Here is a 21,103-nt window from a genome sequence, read left to right on the forward strand (position 1 = left end):
GCTGCCTCAACGTCCGGTGAACGAATAGCGCTGCGCCGTGCGCGCATAGCGCTTGAGCGCATCGACCGCCCCGATGGCTTGCGGCCCCACCGCTCCCTGGTAGACGTTCAGCGCGCCTGACAGCAGCAGCGTCGCATCGGGCGGCGCCACCTCCATGGGCAGGCGGCTGCGCAGCGTTTCCACCGTCTCGCCCGGCACCGCGCCTTCGAGCAGCCGGGTCCACGCGGGCATCAGGTCGGGGCTGCCGGTGGCGACGGCCAGCAACGTCATCAGCGCGCGGTAGTCGCCCGAGGACAGCAGCGTCAGCCGCTCGCTCGTGAGCCCCGCCTTGACGAGGCGGTACACGTTCATGAAGCGCAGCACGCGACGGGGCGACAGGCCGATGAACGGCGCGAGCTCGTTCATGTAGCGCGACTCGTCGCCGTCGATCGACAGCGTGCGCGTGTCCAGCCGCTCCAGCGGCGGCGCCGCGGGCACGAGCACGGGCGGCACACCCGGCTGGTCGGACGGAATCAACCGGTGCTGCAGGAAACCGCGCGCGCCCTCGGCGTCGAGCGGGCGCACCCAGTAAGGCACCTGGAAGATCTTCTCCAGGTAGTCGGAAGCGCTGATGGCGTCGCGATCACGGGCGCGGTCGGCGGGGCCGGCGGGGTCGGCGCCGTCCTCGCGCCTGTCGGCGACCAGCAGCGCGGGGTACTGCGCCGCGAGCGACTTGCGGATCCACCGCACGTCGACCGCCACCAGCACCACGAACAGCTCGAAGGTCAGCAGCAGGTGCACCGCCTGCAGCACCTCGACGACCTTGTCGGGCGCGCAGCGGTCGAGGTCGTCGATGTACAGCACGATGCGCTCGAACGCCGGCGCCGGCGGCGCCGTGAACGCGGCGGACGCCACCAGCGTGCGGATCTCGTCGGGCGTGAGCACGCGCCTGTCCTTGCGCACGAGCGCCGCGATGCGCTTGCGAAAGGCCGCCTGTTCGCGCGCGATGGCCTCCGGCACCGGCGCCCCCACGGCGGCCACGCCGGCGGCCAGTTCCTCGAAGTCCTTGCGCACGCTGGCCACCAGGCTCAGGTGCCGGGCGTACTGCCCGTCGGCGGCGCGCGCCCGCACGAAGCGGATGAGCCGGCCCGCGCCGGTGCCCGATGCGTAGTCGAGCGTGGCGCGGGCCAGCCGGTCGCTCGACGCGTCGACCAGCGCCTTGGCTTCCTCGACGTCGGCCGTCGCGCGGGTGAGCGCGCTCTGCCGGTCCTTCACGGCCTGCGCCGGCGCCTGCAGCCGGGCCTCGACCACGGCGTCGAGCGCGGCCTTCGACTTCTCCAGGCGGCCCAGCGCGGCGCGCGAGATGCGCAGCACGCGCGCACCCAGCGCACTCAGGCCCGCCAGCGCGCCGCCGAGCGCCAGGATGCCTTCGTGCAGCCCGCCCAGCGAAGGCATCCGCTGCACCATCAGGCCGGTCGCGGCCATCACCACCAGCGGCGCGACGAACACGGCAAGCACGAACAGCCCGACGAAGCGCCACTTCTGGAACTGGTTGAGCAGGCTCGAGCCCAGCAGGCGCGCCCGCCCCGCTTCGTCGGCCAGCGCGCACGACAGGCGCTCCAGGTCGCGCGCGCCGTCTTCGATGCGGCCGAGCCCCAGCGTCTCCAGGCTGTTCTTGAAGGCCCGCACCTCGGCGGCGTCGGCGGCCGGGTCGCCCAGCGCCGCCTTGAACGCCTCCCAGTAGGCCTCCGCGGACACGGTGGCGGTGCGCCGCTGGGTGTTCAGCGCCAGCTCCGCCTGCTGCAGCCGCTCGATGGCGTCGCGCTGTTCGCGCCGGCGCCGCACCAGCTCTTCGGCCGCCTCCAGCGTCAGGGCGCGCGCGGTCGACAGGTTGCCCAGCGCGGCGTCGGCCTGCTGCGCGCCGCCCTTCTCTCGGATCCATCTGTCGAGCTCGGTGAACAGGTGGTCCACCAGGCTGGCCCAGAGGTTGGTCTCGGCGTAGTGCCATGCGTTGAAGCGCACCTGCACGATGTTCCGGTGGAAGGCCGTGTCCTCGGCCTCGGGCGCCTGCGGCGAGGTCTTGCCTTCGGCCAGCAGCGCGATGTGCGCGTGCACCAGCCGCATGAAGAACGACTTGCCGCTGCCCCAGTCGCCGAACACGCCGATGGCCAGCGGCGGCGAGAAGTCGCGCGCCGCCGCCAGGCGCGCGAAGGCCTTGGCCTCGTCGGACACGCCGAGCTGGTCGTCGAGCTTGGGTGCCCAGGGGTCGTCGCTGTGCGGGGTGGCGATGGCGACTTCGGGGTGGCCGGGGTCGAAGTTCGGCGTCGGCGTCGGCGTCGGCGATGGCGATCGCAGTGGTGGCGCCGGCGGAACCGCCACGGACTCCGGCGCATACGCCGACGGGCTTTCGGTGCGCACATAGGTTGGCGTCTCGAGCTCCGGCACGAATTCGCCGGACGACACCTGCTCCAGGTCGGCCTGCTTTCTCCTCGGCGCCGGTGCCTGCCGTGGCGCGGCCGGGGGCGGCATCGGCGAAGGCGGCGGCGGCGGTGTCGATGGCGGCATGCTGCTTTCGGTCATGGACGGCTCTTCCTGTTCAGCGCTTCAGCGCACCAGCGCGTCGATCCACCGCGCGACCAGCACCTGCTCCTGGTCGAAGTAGTGCGTGTGCGCGCCGCTGCCCAGGCACACGTCGTGTTCGGGGCCGGCCGTCACGGTCACCGGCGGCGACGGCTTGTACAGCGGCGGATCGGCCCACAGCCAGCGCCCCACGTAGTCGCCCGTGGCATAGGCGTTGACCCAGCGGCACACGCCCACGTCGCCGGCCCGGGCCTGCATCACCCACTCGTACAGGTGCGGAAAGCGCGCCGCATAGAGCTGGCGCAGCGGGCAGCCCGCGGTGAGCAGGTCGACCCGGCCCTCCAGCTGCGACCACAGCTTCACGACGCGGTCGTTCGGGCAGGCCTGCGCGAGCCAGCGCGCGCGGTGCTGCAGGTAGCGCAGCAGCTCCGCCGAGATCACCGTGCCCTGGCTGTGCGCCACGATCACCACGTGGTCGTAGCCCTGCGCCGCCACGCTCTCCAGCAGCGCGACATAGCGCGAGAAGATGCGCGCGCGCGGAATGGCGCTGCGCGGAAACTCGCGGAAGTGGTTGTCGACGTCCAGCGCCACGTCCAGCGGCAGCCGCACCCACGGCGCGTAGCGCGACAGCACGCCGCCGAAGGCCGACAGCGCCGCCGCCGCGGTGGCGGCGCTGAGCACCAGCGGCTTGAGCACGAATTCCGACAGCTCCCCCACGCCATGGGCCGCGGCGCCGACCCAGCCGTCGGGCTCGACGCCGAGCCGCGCCAGCGCCAGCAGCACGCCCACGCCGCAGGCCATGAGCACGCTCGCGATGGTCAGCCCCGTCACGAAGCCGTCGAGCCGCCGGTAGCCGCCCGTGAGCCAGCGGCCCAGCGCATGCGCGGTGCCCACGGTCTTGCGGACCTCGGCCAGCACGCTGGGCACCAGCACCACGCCGAGGTAGAGCGCCAGCGCCAGCGTGAGCCCGGCGGCCAGCGCGAAGGTCTCGGTGCTGCGCTGGTAGCGCAGGTGCAGAAAGCTCCCGCCGTTGAGAAAGCACAGCAGCCCGCTCTTGAACACCTGCGGGTCGTACGCGGTATGGGCCGCGCCGAGTTCCACGAAGGTGGTCATCAGCGCCCAGATGGCCATGGCCAGCGTCACGAAAGAGGCGATCGACACGAACAGCCCCAGCCGCCCCGTGGCCACGCTGGCGCGCGCGGCGTCGTCGTCGCGCGCCGCCAGCTGGCCGAACACGGCCCACGCAATGAGCAGCCCGCCGGCCAGCAGCCACCAGATGACGATGCCCAGCAGCACGTACTCGACGGTGCGCAGGCCGGCGCGCACCCAGTCGTCGAGGCTGCCGGCGCCGTTGCCTGCACCGTCGGGCCCGAACGAGGCCATGGCCACGTGCGCCAGCAGGGTCAGGGCCATGGCGCCCAGGAACACGAGCCCCGCCGCGCGCATCGCGGGAAAGCGGGTGTCGGCCACGCGCAGGCCGTAGTTGAAGAGCAGGCCCAGCAGCGCCAGCCACGTGAGGCCGATGAGCCAGTGCGCCCACGGCGCCGGCACCAGGCACAGCCCCAGCGCCGCCAGCACGGCCAGCGCCACGGCCCAGCTGCGCCTGAGCGGCCGCAGCACGTGCAGGTAGCAGTACCACCAGGCGGCCAGCCCCGGCAGCAGCAGCGCCAGCGCGATGTGGATCCGGCCCGCGTGCGGCGCGGCCAGGCCCAGCCCCGCGATCACCAGGCCGGCCAGCAGCAGCTGCAGGAACAGGTTGGCCAGCACGCCCGAGAACGCCCAGTCCAGCGCCATCTGCAGCCTGATGAGCCAGCCCCACGCGAAGGCGCCGCGCGTGCGGTGCTTGGCCGCATGCAGGCCCGCGCGGTCGACCGCGTCGCGCCCCAGCTGCGAGAGGCGGAACACCATGGTGAAGAGCTCGGTGACGATGCGCGGCAGCACGCCCGACAGCCGCGACAGGTCGGCCCAGTACATCTCGTGCACGTCCACGCGCCGCTCGATGCCCGAGGCGTTCTCGCGCCGCGTCATGCGGATGCGCGTGGCCTCGTAGGCCTCGTGGCCGGCGCCCTGCCACTTGAACAGCAGGTAGTCGCTGAAGGCGATGCCGGCGTCGGCGGACATGAGGCGCGCGGGGGCGGACTGCGGCCTTCCAGGTGCCGCGGTTGCGGTTGCAGCGGCTGCAGCACTTGCAGAGGTGGAGGCAGAGGCACTGGCGGCCTGCGTTGCCGCCGCGCCGGCCGGCGGCTGGCTGGCGGTGCTCCAGTTGTCGCGCAGGAAGTCGGAGCGCACCGACTGGCGCAGCGCCTTGCGCAGCGACACCGCGGGCGGCTTGTCGGTGCCCGCGGCGGCGGGCGACGCGTCCCGCGGCACCACGCGCTTGCGCGCTGCGCCCTGCCCGTGCGGGCCGCTCTCGACCATCGACAGCAGCGGCGGCACGGCCACGATGTAGCTGTCGCAATCGCCCCGGGTGTAGCGCGCCCGCGGCGCGCCGGCGTTGACCATCAGCGAGGCGATGGCGCGCGCCGTGTCGCCGGCCTTCTGGTCGGCCACGCCGTGGATGACGATGACGGCCACGCGCCCGGCACGGGGCGTGCCGGAGGATGGCGGTGCGGGCGGGTGTGCGGGCGGCTGTGCTGGCGGTGCGCTCATGCGTGCTCCTGCGGAGACGCATTGTTTTCCCGCGCCGCGGCGCCGCGCCATCCCGCAAACGCTGGGTGCGGCCTATCGCCTACGGCCTAGGACCTCGCCGGCCGCGAGGGCAAGGACTTACTTGAACTCGTGGCTCACGACCGGTGCCGACTTGCTGTCCTGCACCGTCACGCGCTGGCGGAACACCTCGAGATCGCCGTTGCGCACCTCGATGTTGTAGATGCCCGGGCGCAGCGGCAGCGACTTGAGCGGCGGGCTCACGCCGCGGTCCGCGCCGTCCACGAACACCTGGCCCCACGGGCGGATGTTGAAGTTCACGCGGCCCATGCCCGGCGGGGCGGCGGGCGTGGTGCCGGCCACCGGCGTGCCCGGCGGCAGGGCCGACGGGTCGACGGCGGCCACGGGCGGCGGCGGTGCGAGCCGGTTGATCTCGGCGATCGCGTTGCGGGCCTCGCGCGCATGCAGGCCGCGGCGGTAGCGGCGCAGGTAGGCCTCGTAGCCTTCGCGCGTGTTCTCGGTCTGCGCGAGGTTCCAGTCCTCCGTCTCGGCCGTGGCCAGCGCGGTTTCGGGCGGAATGGTGGTTGGCGGCGGGTTGACCGGCACGCTGTCGAGCGGAGTCAACGGGCCCGTGGAGGCCACGGGTGCGCTGGCCGGCTGGGCTGGTGTGGGCGATGGCGCAGCGCCAGCCACGGCCGTGCCGCCGGCCGCCGGCACGCCATCGGTTGCGCCCGGCGTGCCCACCGCGGCGGCGGTGCCCGTGCCCGGCGGCATGGCGGCGGGCGGTGAACTGGTGTTCGACATCGGCGCGCTCGGCGGCGGCACCGGCACCATCGCGGTCGAGGTGTCCTGCTTGGTCGCGGTCAGGCGCAGGCCGATCCAGCTGCCCACGGCCACCAGCGCCACGACCAGGCTGCCGACCAGCAGCCACGACAGGCCCGACGGCTTCTGCTTGTGCTTCGTCTTCTTCGGCGCGGAGGACGCCGAAGCCGGCGCCGCGGACGGTGACCCGGCCGCGGCGGTCTTCACCTTGGTCGAAGCCGCGACCACCACCGGTTCGGCCGCCGCGGCGGGCGGCGTTGCGAAGCTGGGCGCGCCCATCGGCTCCAGCGGCACCGGTGCCGAGGCGGGCGGGAAATGCTGCGGCGCGAGTTCCGGCGGCGGCGGCGCCGAAGGCACGGGCGCCGCGGGAATGATCACCGTCGGCGCGGCCATGCCGTTCACGTAGAAGTCGCCGAGCTTCATCAGCCCGAGCTCGGCCGCGAAGGCCGCCACGGTCTGCGTGCGGTCCTTGCTGTGCACGGCCAGCGTGTGGTCGACCGCGGCGCAGAACGCCGGGCTCAGGTCGGCGCGGCCCATCGACGACAGCGGCACGTAGGCGTCCTGCACGCTGCGCACCACGGCCGACGGCGGCGGGTGGCCCGTGACCGCGCGGTACAGCACCGCGCCCAGCGCGTACAGGTCGGTCCATGCGCCCTGCAGCAGCGTGTTGTCGTCGGCGTACTGCTCGATCGGCGAGTAGCCCGACTTCACCATCACCGCCACCTCGTCGACCAGGTCGGCGATCGACTTGCGCGCCGCGCCGAAGTCCAGCAGCACGGGCGAATCGTCGTGCTGCACGAAGATGTTGTCGGGCGCGATGTCGCGGTGGAAGCAGTGGCTGCGGTGCAGCGTCTCGAGCGCCCCCAGCAGCGGGCCCAGCATGCCGAGCAGCCAGGCCTCGGTGACCCGGCCCGGCTCGTCGTCGGCCAGGCGGCGAAGGGTGCGGCCCTTGTAGAGCTGGATCGCCATGTAGGCGGTGGAGTTGGCCTCCCAGAAGCGATGCACGCGCACCAGCGCCGGGTGGCTGAACTGCGCCAGCGTGCGCGCCTCGTTGATGAAGCTGCGCAGGCCGGCCTCGAAGGTGGCGGTGAGCCGCTCGGAGCGCACGTGCACGCTGTTGTCGCCCACGCGGCGCGCCAGCATCGACGGCATGTATTCCTTGATGGCCACCTCGCGCTGCAGCGAGTGGTCGTAGGCGCGGTAGACGATGCCGAAGCCGCCCTCGCCGATCACCTCGAGCAGCTCGAACTCGTCGAGCCGGTGGCCCACGCCCAGCGGGTGCGGGCGCTCCTGCGGCTCGGCGGGCAGCGTGCCCAGCCCCGAGCTCAACCCGGTACCGTACGTCGTCGTCATGCGCTTTCTCCTCCTGCAGGACCGTGGCTCTTGTGGGTCTTTCGAGTCATTCGACTTCTCACGCCCATGGCACATGCCCCTGCGAAAACAACTTTGAAAACAGCGGCGTGTTGAGCCCGCCGCCATGGGCCGCGGTGCGCAACGGCGACCCGTCGGCCTGGTTGGTCCACCAGTAGCTGGTGCTGCCGAAGGGGTCGAAACACAGTGGAAGCTCGGGCCAGCCCAGGCGCTGCTGGGCGCTCTCGCCACCGGCTGTAGGCCCGAGGATCGAGAGGATGTCGTCCGAGCCGCCGCTGGCCGTCTGGAAGCCCGCGCGGCCCGCGGCCAGCACCTGCGCGTCGAACTGGTCGGGCGCCACGCCGTGGCGGATCGCCTGCAGCAGCGCGCCGCCGCACTGCCAGTACCACGCCGCCGAGCCCTCCAGCACCGACGGGCGGTAGTTGCGCGCGGCCACCTGCAGCGTGACGCACACCGGGTAGTAGCGGCCCACGCGGTCGCAGCTCGGCGCGATGCAGCCGAACTGCACCGCGTCCACGCCGTGCGTGGCGGGAATCGCGAAGTTCCACACCGGCGCCACCGCGTAGTGGCGCGTCATGGCGTCGGGCCAGCGCTTGAAGCTGCCCAGGCCGTTCTGCATCCAGCGGTCCCACCAGGCCTGCAGCTCGCGCGGCATGCGGCGGTAGAGAAAGTCGCCGGCGGAGGGCAGCTTGCCGTACCAGCCGATCTGCTCGTCGACCGGCACCCAGGCCTGCGGGGGAATGCTGCTGTTCATCTCAGGATTTCCCCGGGCACGAGAAGCTGTTCATCTGCGGCAGGCGCAGCGGGTTGTAGACGCTGTTGGCCGTCACCGCCAGCACCACCTTCTTGCCCTGCAGGTCGAAGGTCGCGTTGAACGACTCGGGCGACTTGCCCGCGGAGATCGAGGCCTTGTCGAACAGCCGGTGCAGCGCCCACGGCCCTTCGGTCACGATGCCGCCGGCCGGCGTGCCGTTGGCCGTGGTCACCTGCAGGCGCACCTGGTTGCTGTTGCGCGGGCCTGGCCACTTGACGGTGCTGGGCGCCTGCGGGCCGTGCGCGTAGCGCACCGTCTGGCCGTCGACGTCGAGCGTGAACTGCGTGAGCGCGGCGTCCATGTCCTCGGGCCGGATGTCGAGCGTGAACGACGGCGTGCGCCCGCCCGCCATGCCCGAGAAGAACACGTCGCGGATGGCCTGCGCCTTCTGGAACGAATCGAGGTAGGCCGAGCGCCCCGCCGCCGCGCCGTCCACGCCGCGCTTGAAGGCCCACGGATTGACCGAGGTGTCGACCTGCGTGACGAGGTTCTTCTGGAAGAAGTCGTCCATCATCCCGCCCGGCGCGAACAGCTGCGCGAAGTCGCCCGAGGCCACGTCGCGGTTGGAGCCGCGCGTGAACGGGTAGCGCCCCCCGATGGCCTGGTTGCAGAACGAGCCGATGCTCGCGGCCGCCGTCTGCCCGATGTTCTGCCGCGTCACCGCCGCCGCCTTCGACGAGGCCGTGGCCGACAGGTCGTTCAGCATGCCCTGGAACGGCACCGGCAGCCGCCCCGCTTCGGCCTGCACCTTGGTCACGGCGTCGCTGGACGGCGGAATGTTGCCGCTGCGCAGCGCCGTGTCGGTGGCGGTGAGGAAGTTGTAGAGCTCGTTGATCAGCGCGGCCGTGGCGTCGATGGGGGCCTGCCCGCCCTGCTTGGGCGCGGTGACCATGCGGCGCAGCGGCTCGAAGTGGTTGTCCACCAGCGACTCGGGGCGGTCGAGTTGCGTGTTGCGGCGCTGGCTGCCGTCGGGCTGGCCGATGAGCTGCTCGATGCGCTCGCGCGTGCTCTGCACGCGGTTCTGCGCCTGGTCGAGCAGGCTGCGCGCGGCCTCGTCGTGGTTGCGCAGCAGGTCGGTCTCGCGCGCGGCGCCGCGGATGATGCGCGACATCGGCGACTCCGAGGTCGAGAGCACGCGCGTCATCTGGATGCTCTGCAGCAGCGAGCGGCTGTCGGCCAGGCGGATGTCGACCAGGTACTCGTCCCACACCTTGATGTAGTCGGTGAGGTAGAGCCGGCGCACCTCGCGCAGCAGCAGCTCGCGCGAGGTGATGTCGGCCATGCCGGGCGCGCGGATCTGCAGCACCCAGCGGTCTTCCTGCTCGAGCGACAGCGCGGTCTCGGCCACGCGCTTGTCGAAGATGTCCCAGTAGCCGCGGTAGGTGAACAGCGTGGGAATGCCGTCGGTCAGCGGCTTGCCGCTCGCGCGGCGGATCACCAGCGCCGACTCGGCCCCGCCCGCCTCGGCAATGGTGAAGGCGTTGGGCTGGCTGGTCTGCAGCAGGACGCGGCGCAGCCGCGCATACGAGCGTTGCGCCAGCGGCACGCCGGCCAGGCGCTCGCGCGTCTGCGTGACCAGGCGGTCGTCCTTGGCGAACGGCGAGGTCAGCACGCGTCCCACGAACAGCGCCTTCAGGTGCGACTCGAGATTGGCGCGCTGCTCGCGCGTGAGCGACGCGCCGATCTTGCGGTCCACGTCGGTCAGGAGCCACGCCTGAAGAAAGTCGGCGTCGTAGCGCTCGGCGTCGTACAGCATCAGGTACGCCTTGAGCGCCTCGTAGCTGTATTCGGCGTCGCCCTTCGCCGCCTCGCGCAGCGACTGCTCGATGCGCTGCGAGGCCTGCGGCAGCAGCACCGTCTCCAGCGCGCGCTGGTACACGCCGTCGGTGGCGGCCTGCAGCTTCTCGCCCTGGTAGAGGCCGAAGCGGTACGACATGGGCGGCTCGCCGATGTCGAAGCGGGTCGACCTGGGCAGGTCGCGCAGCTTGTCCAGGATGAGCAGCGAGCTCGCGATGTCGCCGCTGGAGTCGACCACCGTGGGCAGCTCGCCGCGCGCCGCCGCCTTGTTGAAGGCCTTGGCATTGCCGTCGACCTCGGCCACGTAGTCCTTGTTGTTGCGCCAGCTGTTCACGCACGCGCCCAGCAGCAGCACCAGCAGCACGCCGATCACGCTGTAGCCCGCGATGTCGATGGCGCGCTTGCGCCGGTACCAGCGCAGGTTGGTGCCGGCCACGCCCGCGTCGCGGAAGATCACCTGCTGCAGCAGTTCCTTCAGGAAGTAGCTCTTGCCCGGGCCCGGCGGCGGCGCCGGCGGCGCGTTGACCTGCAGGTAGCGCTTGATGGCGCCCATCACGCGGTCGAAGGCCGTGCCCTCCTGCGTGCCGCTGGTGAAGTACACGCCGCGCAGCATCGACGCGGCCTCGAACTTCGACGGGTTGAACACGTCCGCCAGGAAGGTGCCCAGGATGTCCTCGAAACTCGCGAACTGCTGCGGCAGCAGGTAGGCCTGCGCGCGGCGCATCGGGTCCGACTCGGCCGCCAGCAGCTCGGGCAGGCGCTCGTCCAGGCGCTGGTGCAGCAGCTTGTATTCCTGATGGAAGCGCTCGCGCAGGTCGCCGTTGACGGCGGCCGCGCTCTTGCCGTCCTTGCCGGCCTTCTTGCTCGCCGGGTTGCCCTGGATCGGGAAGGTGAAGCCCCACACCTGCTGCCGCTCGGCACGGCCCAGCGAGCCGAAGTATTCGTTGAAGCCCGCCAGCAGGTCGGTCTTGGTGACCAGCACGTACACCGGGAAGTCGATGCCCAGGTCGTTGCGCAGCTCCAGCAGCCGCTTGCGCAGCGCCATGGCGTGGCGCGCGCGCTGCGCGTCGTCGGCCAGCGGCAGGTCGGCGATGCTGATGGTCAGGATCGCACCGTTGATCGGCTGGCGCGGACGGAAGCGCTTCAGCAGGTCGATGAAGCCCTTCCACTCGCCCTCGTCGGTCTCGCGGTTGCTCTCGTGCGTGGTGTAGCGTCCCGCGGTGTCGATCAGCACCGCCTCGTTGGTGAACCACCAGTCGCAGTTGCGCGTGCCGCCGATGCCGCGCACCGCGGCCTTGCCGAGCTGGTCGGCCAGCGGAAAGTCGAGGTCGGAATTCACCAGCGCCGTGGTCTTGCCCGAGCCCGGCGCGCCGATGAAGATGTACCAGGGCAGCTGGTACAGGTACTGCCGGTCGAACAGCGCGAAGCGGCTCGCGGGCTTGCCGTCGGCGCCCGTGCTGAAGCGCATGTTCTTCAGGATGGCCGTGGCGTCGGTGAAGCCGCTCTGCAGCTCCTTGATCTCGGGCGCGTCCTCGGGCTTGGCTTCTTTCTCCTTCTTGGAGGGCGTGCGCAGCTGGTTGAGCAGCTGCGCGTTGAGCCGGCGCTCGCGCCACTTGCGGTAGATGACGCGCACCAGCCAGATCGCGAACATCAGCACGATGACGGCGATGCGCACGATCTCGTCTTCGAGCGGACGGTAGCGGCCCACGGCAATGGCCGGGCCGATGATCCAGATCAGGAACGCGACGGCGACCAGGCCCAGGAAGACCCAGAGGTCGCGGCTGATGAGGAAACGGAAGATGGCGCGCAGCATCAGCGGGCACCTCCGGCTTGCGGGGCGGGCGCGCCCGACGCACTGGACGAGCCACCGGCAACCGGCGCCACCAGCAGCGTCACTTCCACGCGGCGGTTGCGCGCGCGGTTGGCGGCGGAGTCGTTGGGCACGATCGGGTCGGCATCGCCGCGGCCTTCGGCGCGCAGGCGTTCGGGCCGTGCGATGCGCTGCGAGATCATCTTCTTCACCGCGTCGGCGCGGGCCTGCGAGAGTTGCCAGTTGGACGGGAAGCGCACGCTGCGAATCGGCTGGTCGTCGCTGAAGCCGCTCACCAGCACATTGCCTTCCACCGAATTGAGCGCATCGGCCACGCGCGCGAGCACCGGCGCGTAGCGGTCGAGCACGCGGTCGGAGCCCGAGGCGAACAGGCCGTCGCCGCGCAGCACCACCACGCTGCGGTCGGCCTCGTCGCGCACGGTCAGCAGGCCGTCGCGGATCTCGGGCTCGAGAAAGCGCTGCAGCCGCGGCTGCGGCGCGGGCATGACCACGGCGCGCGCGGTCTGCGGCAGCCGCACGGCGTTGACCGCCGCGAAGGCGCCGTCGGACGTGCCGGCCAGGTTGAAGGTGAGCAGCGCGAACGCCAGCACCAGCAGCACCGCGGCCACCGCGCCCACGGCCCACACCGGCAGCCAGTTGCGCGCGCGGCGCACCGGCGCGCTGGCGTCCTGCCAGTGCGGCGACAGCGGCACCGCGATCTCGCCGCGCGTCTGGCGAATGATCTGCAGCAGCCGCTGCTTGAGCGTCTCGAGCTGCGTGCGGCCGTTGTCGATGACGCGAAAGCGCCCCTCGAAGCCCATGGCCAGGCAGAAGTAGATGAGCTCGATCAGGTGCAGGTGCTGCTGCGGGTTCTGCACCAGGCGCGACAGCAGCTGGAAGAACTTTTCGCCGCCCCAGGTCTCGTTGTGGAACATCACCAGCAGGCTCTGCGACGACCAGATGCTGCCGCCCCACGGCGTGAGCGCGGCGGCCTCGTCGACCGCGGTGCACAGGCAATAGCGCGCGCCGATGATCACCTCGGGCGAGATGCCGGCCTGCTGCGCACGCGTCTCGAAACGGCGCACCTCGTCGACCAGGTGCTCGCGCAGCTGCGCCGGCGAAGGATGGTGGCCGGTGGCGCGGATCTGCGGGATCAGGTCGAGCAGCGGATTGGCCGCGGCCACCAGCGGGTTGTTGCCCGCGATGGCGGTGTCGCCCGCGTGCGGGCGCCGTGCGTCGTGCCACGCCGTGAAGGACTCGGGCTGTGCGCCGAGGCCGCGCTGGGAGAGGCCGTCGCCCATGCCATTCCCCACGCCATTCCCATTGGCACCGCCACCCGGGTTCGGCGGCACGAAGCCGCCCGGGCCCACGGCCATGTCGTTGTTCATAGGGTCCCTCACGGCCGAATGGCCCAGAACTCCATGGCCAGCCCCGGGAAGTCACCGGCCAGGTGCATCGCGACGCCGCCCGACTTCTCGAGCTGGCGCCACATGTCGCCGCTCTTGTCGAGTTCGAAGTAGTGGTAGCCCGCGTTGTACGGAATCTGCCGCGGCGCCACCGGCAGCGGGCGCACCACCACGCCGGGCAGTTGCAGCTGCACCAGGTCGCGGATGCGTTCGACCGAGCCGATCTTCACCTGCGTGGGGAAGCGCTGCTGGATGGCCTCGGCCGGCAGGTCGGCATGCACCGCGAGCACGAAGCCCGCGTTGCGCACCAGCACCGGGTCGGGCATGCGGCCCACGCGCACGCCGTGGCTGCGCTCCTCGAGCTCGATGGCGATCGCGCTCTGCTCGAGCACCGCCGACAGCGAACGCCGCAGCTCCTCGATCAGCGGGCGAATGCTCTCGTTGAGGTTGTCGTGGTCGTACACCGGCCACACCACCGGTCGGCGCGTGGGCGAGGTGTGCGTGGCCAGGTGGCAGGCCAGCTTGAGCCAGTCGACGAACAGCGCCTCGGGGTGCACCTGCACCGCCTGCTGCGCATGCCAGGTGAGCGCGAGATAGCGATTGACCAGCTCCAGCAGCAGAAAGTCGGACACCTCGCTCACGCCGCCGCGCCCCGGTTGCGACAGCCGCGAGGCCAGCGCCTCGGAGCGCTGCGTGAGCAGGCCGTGCAGTTCCGCGATCATGCTGCGCAGCATGGCGTGCGCGGAGGCGTCGAGCACCGGCGGAATGTAGTTGGCGTCGACCACCAGCTTGTGGTCGGTGCGCCGCTCGATCACGCGCACCGCGCCGATGGCTTGCCACTCGGCCGTGAGCGACGACGCGCGCGCAAGCCGCAGGCGCGGCGATGCAAGTTGCAGCGTGGCCGGCCCGAGGGCCACGGCATTGCCGTCGTTCACTTCGCGCTCGATCACGCCGAAGCGCGCGGCCGAGCCTTCGTCTTCCGCGAAGATGACTTCCTCGCTGCCTGGCCTGCGCAGCGGCAGCGCGAGCACGATGAGCTCGTCGGTGAGGTCGGTGGGCACTTCGTAGGGCAGCGGCGCGTCTTCGGCGCCGAACGAGAACGGCGTGCCGTCGGGCAGCACGCCCGCGCCGCCGAGCAGCGACACGCGGCCCAGCGCGTAGGCGTCGCGGTCGATCTCCAGGTGAAGCCATCCCCAGTAGGCGCCTTGCAGGCCGGCGGTGCGGCGCGTGATGTACTGCTCGACATAACGCTCCAGCTGCTGGAAGTGCTGCGGCCGCAGGTACATGCCCTCGGACCACACCACCCTGTTTGCCAACGCCTGCGGATGAGCGCCATTTCTTGCGGCGCCCGGATTGCGGACTGTCACCAAAGAACCTCCTGGGATTGCTCACTGGGAGCGCGGAGGTGCGTTGATGAACGACCTCCCGATCGACCGGTTTTTTTCTCTTCTGATGCTACACGGCGAGTCTTACGTTTTGCACCGCTTTTCGCGCGCGAAACGCTCGCACTTTGGTACTAGATAGCGCCGGAAATTAAGGACTTGGTAGCAACTCGATGCCTGTCTTGCGCACGGCGACCTGCACTGCCTGTTCGCTCGGCGAGAACTGCCACACCTTGTAGAGGTTCGTCTGCTTGGGTTCCTTCAGCGGCAGCACGATGCGCCAGCGCGCGGCCTCGAGCTTGCGATAGCCCGCGATGATGCCGATGGCACGTGAGTCGAGGCCCGCCTCGCGCTTGAACACACGTTCTTCGCCGCTGCGCATGATGGCCTGGTCCGCGTTCACGAGCTCGGTCATGAGCGTCTCGCGATCGCGGTCCTGTAGTGCAAAGTAGTCTGCGGTCTCGAAGTTACCGGAAGATTTCAGTTCGAAGACTTTGACGAGTATCGGAGCGGCCTGCCCGCGCCCGTCGGGGTTCACGCCGTCGTCGATCCTGATGGTGACCGCGTAGGGCGTGGGCATCGACTTGGCCGTCGATGCGCACCCACCGACAAGGCCTGCAAACAAAGGTGTCGTTGCAAGTGCGCCTTGTAGCAAGCTTCTTCTGTGCATTGAGATCTCCCCGTGATGTTCGCGACCTATATTATCGAAAGCATGCGCATTTACGATGGCGCATCGCGTGCTTGTCGCAACTGAGCGGCACACTATCTCGAACATTGCATTCAGCAGGTAGGAGAAAAGATTGAAGTCATGTCTGCCAGCTCTGGCGTTCACTCTTTTGGTGGTATCGGGTTGCACGACAACGCCGCCACCCGAACCGACACCGCAACCCGAACGCCTGAGCCAGCAGGTCGCGCGCACCACGCTCGAACGCGCGCAGCAGGCCTATGACGAAGGGGACTACGCCAAGGCCATCAGCACGCTGAAGAGCGGCGGCGTGTCGGTGTTCGATGCCGCGGAGCCTTCCATGCGGCTCGACGCGATGAAGCTCGAGGCCTTCAGCTATTGCGTGGCCAACCAGATCCCCGAGTGCCGCGCGCAGTTCCGCAAGATCCTGGACGCCTTCCCGACCTTCGACCTCAACGTGGCCGAGCGCAAGCATCCGGTGTGGGGTCCCGCGTTCGAGGCCGCCAAGCGAATGAAGCGCTGATGGTGCCAACGGCACCGATGGCGCTGATGACGCAGATGACGCGGACCGCGGCCGGCCCTGCGCGGCGCGGCGGCAACACGAAGAACAAATCGAACAAATCGAATAAGACGACGTACACGGAGGTGCCATGCGTTGGACAGTGATCGAACATGCCGGCAGTCCGGTGACGGCGGGCCCGTCGGCCCTGCTCGCGGCGCCGGGCGGAACGATCGGACGCAGCCCCGACAACCACCTCGTGCTGCCCGACGAGCAACGCCAGATCTCGCGCCTGCAGGCCACGGTGCGTTTCGACGAGGAAGGCGCGGCCGTGCTGCGCAACATGAGCGCGGTGCTGCCCATCAGCGTGAACGGCCAGACGCTGGCGCACGAACAGGAATCGCGCGTGGGCGACGGCGACCGCGTGACGATCGGCAGCTATGTGCTGGAGGCTGCGAGCGGGCAGCGCGCGGCGGCGCTTCAGGTGCAGGCCGCGCAGCCGCCTGTCGAACCACCACCGCCGCCAGCTCCGTCTTTTCCTCCTCCGCCACCACCGCCGCCTGCTGCATTGCATCCGCAGCCTTCCACGTACGCCGCGTCGGCGCCGGTGCAGGCGAACCCCATCGGCGACCTGCTGCCCGCAGCGGGCGGCTCCGATGTGTTCTCCGACCTGTTCGGCGAAGGCGCACTGCCCATCGGCGACGCGCAGCCCACCGTGGCCGTGCCGCCACCGGCGCGGCAGGCACCGGCACCTTCGCCGGCCTTCGCCGAGGCGCCAGCACCTTCACCTGCACTCCCGCCTGCGTTCCCACCGGCATTCCCTCCAGCTTTCCCTCCAGCTTTTCCTCCGGCGTTCCCCCCGGCCGCGGCGCCGGTCGACGATTTCGCCGCGCTGCTGGCCGCGCCCGCGCCCATGCAGCCGCCGCAGCACGCCCCCGCCATGCCGCCCAGGGCCAGCCACAGCAGCAGCAGCAATGCCGCATCGCAGATGCCTTCCGCGGCCGACTGGGACGCCATCCTCGCCAACGCGCCGCGCCGCGTGGACACCACGCCCGCGCCCATGCCCGACCCGATGGCGCACGAGCCTTTCGAGCTGCCTTCGCAGGCACGGCGCAATCCGGTCGATCCGCTGGCCGAGCTGAACCCGCAGGCGGCCGACGACATGTCGAACATCGCGTTGAAGCGCGGCGTCGATCCGCTCTCGTTCTTCGCGGCCGACGACAGCGCGCATTCACCGCTGGCCGATCCGCGTCCGACCGCGCTCACGCACCACGACCAGCTGCTGCCGGGCGAGGCGCATCCCGCGCTCGACCTGCTGCAGAACAACAAGCCGGCGGCGCAGGGCTACAGCCACTCGAACCATGCGCGCGAAGTGGCGGCACAGTTCCGTCCGCCGAACCCGGTCGCCGCGCCCGTGCCTGCACCGGCGCCTGCGACGGCGCCGGTGAAGGTCGAGGCCCCGCCACCTCCGCCGCCACCTCCGCCGCCACCACCTCCTCCACCCCCGCCTCCCGCACCACCGCCCGTCGTCGCCGCGCCGGTGGTTCCTCCGTCCGTGGCTGTTGAACTGCCAGCAGCCATTGCCGAGCCAGTTGTCGAGCCCGTTGTCGAGTCCATTCCCGAGCGCACTGCCGCACCCGTCGCCGCCCCGCCTGCTGCACCGGCCGCAGCGCCCACCCCAGCCGCACCGCAAGCCTCATCGTCGTCCGAAGCGCTGTTCAAGGCCTTCCTCGAAGGCGCGGGCGTGCCCGAGCTGGCCGGCCAGCAGCCGATGGACATCGAGGCCATGCAGCGCCTGGGCCGCATCATGCGGGCCTTCACCGACGGCACCATCGAGCTGCTGTCCTCGCGCGCGATGCTCAAGCGCGAGGTGCGCGCCGAGATCACCATGATCGTGGACGAGGAGAACAACCCGTTCAAGATCCTGCCCAACGGCCGCGCCGTGCTGATGCAGATGTTCGGCGCGCGCATGCCCGGCTTCCTGCCCCCCGAGGCCGCCGTGCACGACGCGCTGGGCGACCTGCAGTCGCACCAGCTCGGCATGGTGGCCGGCATGCGTGCCGCGCTGCTCACGCTGCTGAAGAGCTTCGACCCCGCCACGCTGAACCGCGAGACGCCGCACGACGGTGGCCTCGGCGAGAAGCTGCTGCCGGGCGGCCGCGAGGCGCGCCTGTGGCGGCGCCTGCAGGCGCTGCACACCGAGACCACCGCGGCCGTGGAAGACGACTTCCAGGCGGTGTTCGGCCGTGCCTTCCAGCAGGCCTACGACAAGGAGATGGAACGCCTGAAGGAGGCCCGCCGTGCCTGACACCATGGACCGAGCCATCCGCTCCTTCGCCGTGCCCATCTCGACCTCGCAGTTCTCCTGCGTGGGCGAGCGCAGCGGCAACCAGGACGCCATCGGCTACCACCTCGAGGAACGCAACGCCTGCTTCGTGGTGAGCGACGGCGTGGGCGGCAACGCGGGCGGCGAGCTGGCCTCGCGCATCGCGGTGGACACCGCGCTCAACACCTTCGTGGACGACCCTTCGCTGGGCGCCGACAGCATCCAGCGCTGCGTGAAGTCGGCGAACGACGCCATCCTGGCCAAGCAGCGCGAGCTCGCCGACCAGAGCCGCATGAGCGCGACCTTCGTGTCGCTGTTCGTCGACCGCGACACCAACCAGGCCTGCTGGGCCCACGTGGGCGACAGCCGCCTCTACTGGTTCCGCCGCGGCGCGCTGATGCAGCGCACCGAGGACCACAGCCTGTCGGAGCGCTCGGGCGACGCCGCCGCGAGCCAGCACAGCGGCGAGCGCCTGGTGAAGACCAACCTGCTGTACCGCGCGCTCGGCGCGCGCGCCACGGCCGAGGCCACCATCACCGCGCCGCAGCGGCTGGCCGACGGCGACGCGTTCCTGCTGTGCACCGACGGGCTCTGGCAGCTGATCTCGCAGCAGGTGATGGAGCGCTCGCTGCAGCTGGCCGACAGCGCGGAAGAGTGGCTCGCGCTGCTGCGCCGCGCGGCCGAGGCCAAGGCCGACGAGTCGCAGGACAACTACTCGGCGCTGGCCGTGTGGGTGGGGTTTCCGCAGCAGGTGACGCTGGCGGGAGCGGCGGCGCCGCAGCGCGCCGCGGTCTAGGCGCCCGGCAGGATCAGGCCGACAGGATCACGACCTTGAACTGGCTCGGCACGATCCGGGCTCCCACCATGTTGCAGCGGTTCTGCGTGGTGAGGCTGGTCATGCGCGTGGCCGGCGTGCCCTTGATGATGGTCTTGAAGGACCCGGTCACATGGCGCGCCTGCTGCATGAAGGTCTGCGAGACCACGCCTCCGAGTGCGCCGGGCTGATCGCCCAGCGTGATGGGAATGGTGGTCGCCATGTTGTGCGCCGGCATGGCCATGATCAGGACGTTCCACGCATTGGGCAATGCCATGAAGCCCATGCCCATGTTCGGAAACGGAATCGGCACCGGCGTGCGGCAGACGTCGGGAAACGCCAGGTCCATGCCCATCAGCTGACAGTTGGCAAACACGATAGGGCTCCTTGTTCAACCCATGTGGATCTGCGACGCATCGACCTTGACCAGGTCGGTGCCCGTCACCAGCGTGTGCCGGGCATGGATGCGCACCGACTGTTCGGCCTCCACGTCCATCTGCCCGACACGCACCTGCTCCGTGTCGTCCACGATGCGAAAGGCGTTGCGCGCCATCTGCATCACGCGGTCGGCCACGGTCTCGAACACCTTGCCGAAGAAGCGGGCATGCCCCACCGTGGCATCGGCCTGCTGGCCGGTGTAGTGCATCTCGTCGACGCGGCATTGCGCGCGGTCCGCCTGGAGCTTCCACTGCGCGGCCTGCATGTCGAGGGCGCCCGTGGCGCGCAGCCGCACGTCGGCGGCACCTTCGATCGACACCGATCCCGTGGCCGATGCGAGCACCACGTCGCCCGGCGCGTCGATCCGGCTCACCGACGCGTCGGCCTGCTCGACGACGGCAATGAGCCAGACGCGCAGGCGGTCGGGGCCCGAGATCATCACCGTGTCGCCGGGCTGCGGCTGGAGCAGGCAGCTTGCGGCGCGGCGGCACGACCAGGCCGCGCCCGACTCGTCTTCGACACCGACCTGGCCGTCCGGCGCAACGGCCGTCACGCGGCCGAGCAGGTGGACCGGTTCCGAGGCGACCGGCGCGGGGCGCAGTGCAACGACGTTCATGGCGTGTTTCCTTTTTTTGTTCAGCACAAGTGAAAGAAAGTGGCAACGCTGTGGCTCATGGCATCCCGGACCAGGTTTCGGCCTTGTGAAGCTCGGGATCGTTTTCGATGATGCCACCGCGGGACGAGAAGCGGGCGCCCTCCTGCCGCGCGCGGTGCATGCGCGTGCGCATGAAGCGCGCGTCCCGCAGGTCGGCGTTCGAGAGATCGGCGTACGCGAAATCGGCGTCCTGCAACCGGGCTTCGCGAAAGCTCGCGCCCGCGCAGCGCGCACGATGAAACACGCACAGCGGCACGTGGGCCTGCTCGAAGTTCGCGCCCGCCAGCGTGGCGTCGGCCCAGATCGACTGTTCGAAATGGCCGCCGCTGCAGTTCGCGCCGCTCAGGTCGGCCTCGGGAAACATCGCATGCGCGGCGCGCACGCCGTCGAAGCGCGCATTGCGCAGCGAGGCGCCCTTGAAGTTGCTCTGCGTCAGTTCGGCGCCGGAGAAGTCCGCGTCGTCCAGCCGGCTGTCGGTGAACTGGCACAGCGCCAGGCGCAGGCCCGCGAAGCGCTGCGCGGTCATGTCGCAGTCGATGAACATGCAGCTTTCGCCGGCGGCCTGCGCGAACAGCGCGCTGCGCAGGTCGAGCTTGTGAAAGGTCACGAAGCTGAGCGACGCCTGCGAGAAGTCGGCCCTGTCCAGTGACGACTCCGCGAACGTGGCACGGTCGAAGCGCTGCGTGCGCAGGCGCGTGGCGCTCAGGCGGCTCCTGATGAAGCTGCACAGGTCGAGAACGGCCTCGCTCAGGTCGGCTTCGTCCAGGCCCGACTCGAAAAAGGAGGCACCGCCCGCATCGGCGTGCGCCAGCCGCGCGCCCGCCAGGTCGCAGCGCTGGAACTTCGCGCCCTGCAACCCGGCATGCGTCAGGTCGGCCTGCTGGAGCGCGCATCCCATCAACCGGCTGTCCTCCAGGTTCGCACCGGCCAGGCGCGCACCGGCGAGATTGACCCGCTCCAGCAACGCGCCGGACAGGTCGACGCCGCCAAGGTCGAGATTGCGAAGATCGGTGTCCACGATGGGTATGCCGTGTCGGATGTTGTCCTGCAGTTGGTCCAGCGTCATGTCTCGGTGGGCG

The 21,103-nt window shown here is 70.6% G+C and carries 14 protein-coding genes; 3 read left to right on the forward strand and 11 right to left on the reverse strand.

Going from position 1 to position 21,103, the window contains the following annotated elements; all coding sequences use genetic code 11:
* Positions 1-6: 6 nt before the first annotated feature.
* The 8 genes from BM013_RS13960 to tssJ all read right to left on the reverse strand — a co-directional run bounded on the left by BM013_RS13960 (position 7) and on the right by tssJ (position 15,277).
* On the reverse strand, positions 7-2,559 hold the full coding sequence (locus tag BM013_RS13960; RefSeq protein ID WP_093127957.1) for a P-loop NTPase fold protein: 2,553 nt from the start codon (positions 2,557-2,559) through the stop codon (positions 7-9).
* 24 nt (positions 2,560-2,583) lie between these two features.
* A complete protein-coding gene (locus BM013_RS13965; RefSeq protein ID WP_143098274.1) occupies positions 2,584-5,208 on the reverse strand; it encodes a hypothetical protein in 2,625 nt (874 codons plus the stop codon).
* A 117-nt stretch (positions 5,209-5,325) separates the two neighbouring features.
* Positions 5,326-7,380, reverse strand: coding sequence for a serine/threonine protein kinase (locus BM013_RS13970; RefSeq protein WP_093127961.1), 2,055 nt, complete (start codon positions 7,378-7,380; stop codon positions 5,326-5,328).
* Between the two features lie 58 nt (positions 7,381-7,438).
* Positions 7,439-8,152, reverse strand: a complete 714-nt coding sequence (gene tagF / locus BM013_RS13975) for a type VI secretion system-associated protein TagF (protein ID WP_093127962.1) — start codon at positions 8,150-8,152, stop codon at positions 7,439-7,441.
* A gap of 1 nt (position 8,153) precedes the next feature.
* Positions 8,154-11,822, reverse strand: coding sequence for a type VI secretion system membrane subunit TssM (tssM, locus tag BM013_RS13980; RefSeq protein ID WP_093127963.1), 3,669 nt, complete (start codon positions 11,820-11,822; stop codon positions 8,154-8,156).
* Entirely contained in the window at positions 11,822-13,207 is a 1,386-nt protein-coding gene (locus BM013_RS13985; protein ID WP_093127965.1) for a DotU family type VI secretion system protein, read from the reverse strand. Before BM013_RS13985 ends, tssM begins: the two co-directional genes overlap by 1 nt.
* Positions 13,208-13,215: 8 nt before the next feature.
* A complete protein-coding gene (gene tssK / locus BM013_RS13990; protein ID WP_093127966.1) occupies positions 13,216-14,595 on the reverse strand; it encodes a type VI secretion system baseplate subunit TssK in 1,380 nt (459 codons plus the stop codon).
* Between the two features lie 163 nt (positions 14,596-14,758).
* Positions 14,759-15,277 (reverse strand): type VI secretion system lipoprotein TssJ, encoded by a 519-nt coding sequence (gene tssJ / locus BM013_RS13995; RefSeq protein WP_093127967.1) that lies wholly within the window; start codon positions 15,275-15,277, stop codon positions 14,759-14,761.
* A 130-nt stretch (positions 15,278-15,407) separates the two neighbouring features.
* On the opposite strand from tssJ, the gene BM013_RS14000 reads away from it, so the two are divergent.
* The 3 genes from BM013_RS14000 to BM013_RS14010 all read left to right on the forward strand — a co-directional run bounded on the left by BM013_RS14000 (position 15,408) and on the right by BM013_RS14010 (position 18,913).
* Positions 15,408-15,815 carry a TssQ family T6SS-associated lipoprotein gene (locus tag BM013_RS14000; protein WP_093127968.1) on the forward strand — a complete coding sequence of 136 codons (408 nt, stop codon included), beginning with the start codon at positions 15,408-15,410 and terminating at the stop codon, positions 15,813-15,815.
* 127 nt (positions 15,816-15,942) lie between these two features.
* A complete protein-coding gene (gene tagH, locus BM013_RS14005; protein WP_093127969.1) occupies positions 15,943-18,099 on the forward strand; it encodes a type VI secretion system-associated FHA domain protein TagH in 2,157 nt (718 codons plus the stop codon).
* Positions 18,092-18,913 (forward strand): PP2C family protein-serine/threonine phosphatase, encoded by an 822-nt coding sequence (locus BM013_RS14010; protein WP_256221493.1) that lies wholly within the window; start codon positions 18,092-18,094, stop codon positions 18,911-18,913. The genes tagH and BM013_RS14010 overlap by 8 nt, the downstream gene beginning before the upstream one ends.
* 13 nt (positions 18,914-18,926) lie before the next feature.
* On the opposite strand, the gene BM013_RS14015 is transcribed toward BM013_RS14010, so the two are convergent.
* Genes BM013_RS14015 through BM013_RS14025 form a run of 3 tightly spaced genes read right to left on the reverse strand, consistent with a single transcriptional unit; the run spans position 18,927 to position 21,090 of the window.
* Positions 18,927-19,307, reverse strand: a complete 381-nt coding sequence (locus tag BM013_RS14015) for a DUF4150 domain-containing protein (protein WP_093127971.1) — start codon at positions 19,305-19,307, stop codon at positions 18,927-18,929.
* Between the two features lie 15 nt (positions 19,308-19,322).
* The gene (locus tag BM013_RS14020; RefSeq protein ID WP_093127972.1) at positions 19,323-19,985 is read right to left on the reverse strand and encodes a DUF3540 domain-containing protein; all 663 of its coding nucleotides are present in this window, start codon (positions 19,983-19,985) and stop codon (positions 19,323-19,325) included.
* A 55-nt stretch (positions 19,986-20,040) separates the two neighbouring features.
* Positions 20,041-21,090, reverse strand: coding sequence for a pentapeptide repeat-containing protein (locus BM013_RS14025; RefSeq protein ID WP_093127974.1), 1,050 nt, complete (start codon positions 21,088-21,090; stop codon positions 20,041-20,043).
* Positions 21,091-21,103 lie beyond the last annotated feature (13 nt).

Origin of the sequence: Variovorax sp. OK605, from assembly GCF_900115445.1 — a bacterium.
Lineage (GTDB): Bacteria > Pseudomonadota > Gammaproteobacteria > Burkholderiales > Burkholderiaceae_C > Variovorax.

Bases quoted from the DNA above. Each gene is read 5' to 3' on its own strand.
- BM013_RS14025 (WP_093127974.1), bottom strand. From the start codon at position 21,090: ATGACGCTGGACCAACTGCAGGACAACATCCGACACGGCATACCCATC.
- BM013_RS13985 (WP_093127965.1), bottom strand. From the start codon at position 13,207: ATGAACAACGACATGGCCGTGGGCCCGGGCGGCTTCGTGCCGCCGAAC.
- tagF (WP_093127962.1), bottom strand. From the start codon at position 8,152: ATGAACAGCAGCATTCCCCCGCAGGCCTGGGTGCCGGTCGACGAGCAG.
- tssJ (WP_093127967.1), bottom strand. From the start codon at position 15,277: ATGCACAGAAGAAGCTTGCTACAAGGCGCACTTGCAACGACACCTTTG.
- BM013_RS14020 (WP_093127972.1), bottom strand. From the start codon at position 19,985: ATGAACGTCGTTGCACTGCGCCCCGCGCCGGTCGCCTCGGAACCGGTC.
- tssM (WP_093127963.1), bottom strand. From the start codon at position 11,822: ATGCTGCGCGCCATCTTCCGTTTCCTCATCAGCCGCGACCTCTGGGTC.
- BM013_RS13960 (WP_093127957.1), bottom strand. From the start codon at position 2,559: ATGACCGAAAGCAGCATGCCGCCATCGACACCGCCGCCGCCGCCTTCG.
- tagH (WP_093127969.1), top strand. From the start codon at position 15,943: ATGCGTTGGACAGTGATCGAACATGCCGGCAGTCCGGTGACGGCGGGC.
- BM013_RS13965 (WP_143098274.1), bottom strand. From the start codon at position 5,208: ATGAGCGCACCGCCAGCACAGCCGCCCGCACACCCGCCCGCACCGCCA.
- BM013_RS13970 (WP_093127961.1), bottom strand. From the start codon at position 7,380: ATGACGACGACGTACGGTACCGGGTTGAGCTCGGGGCTGGGCACGCTG.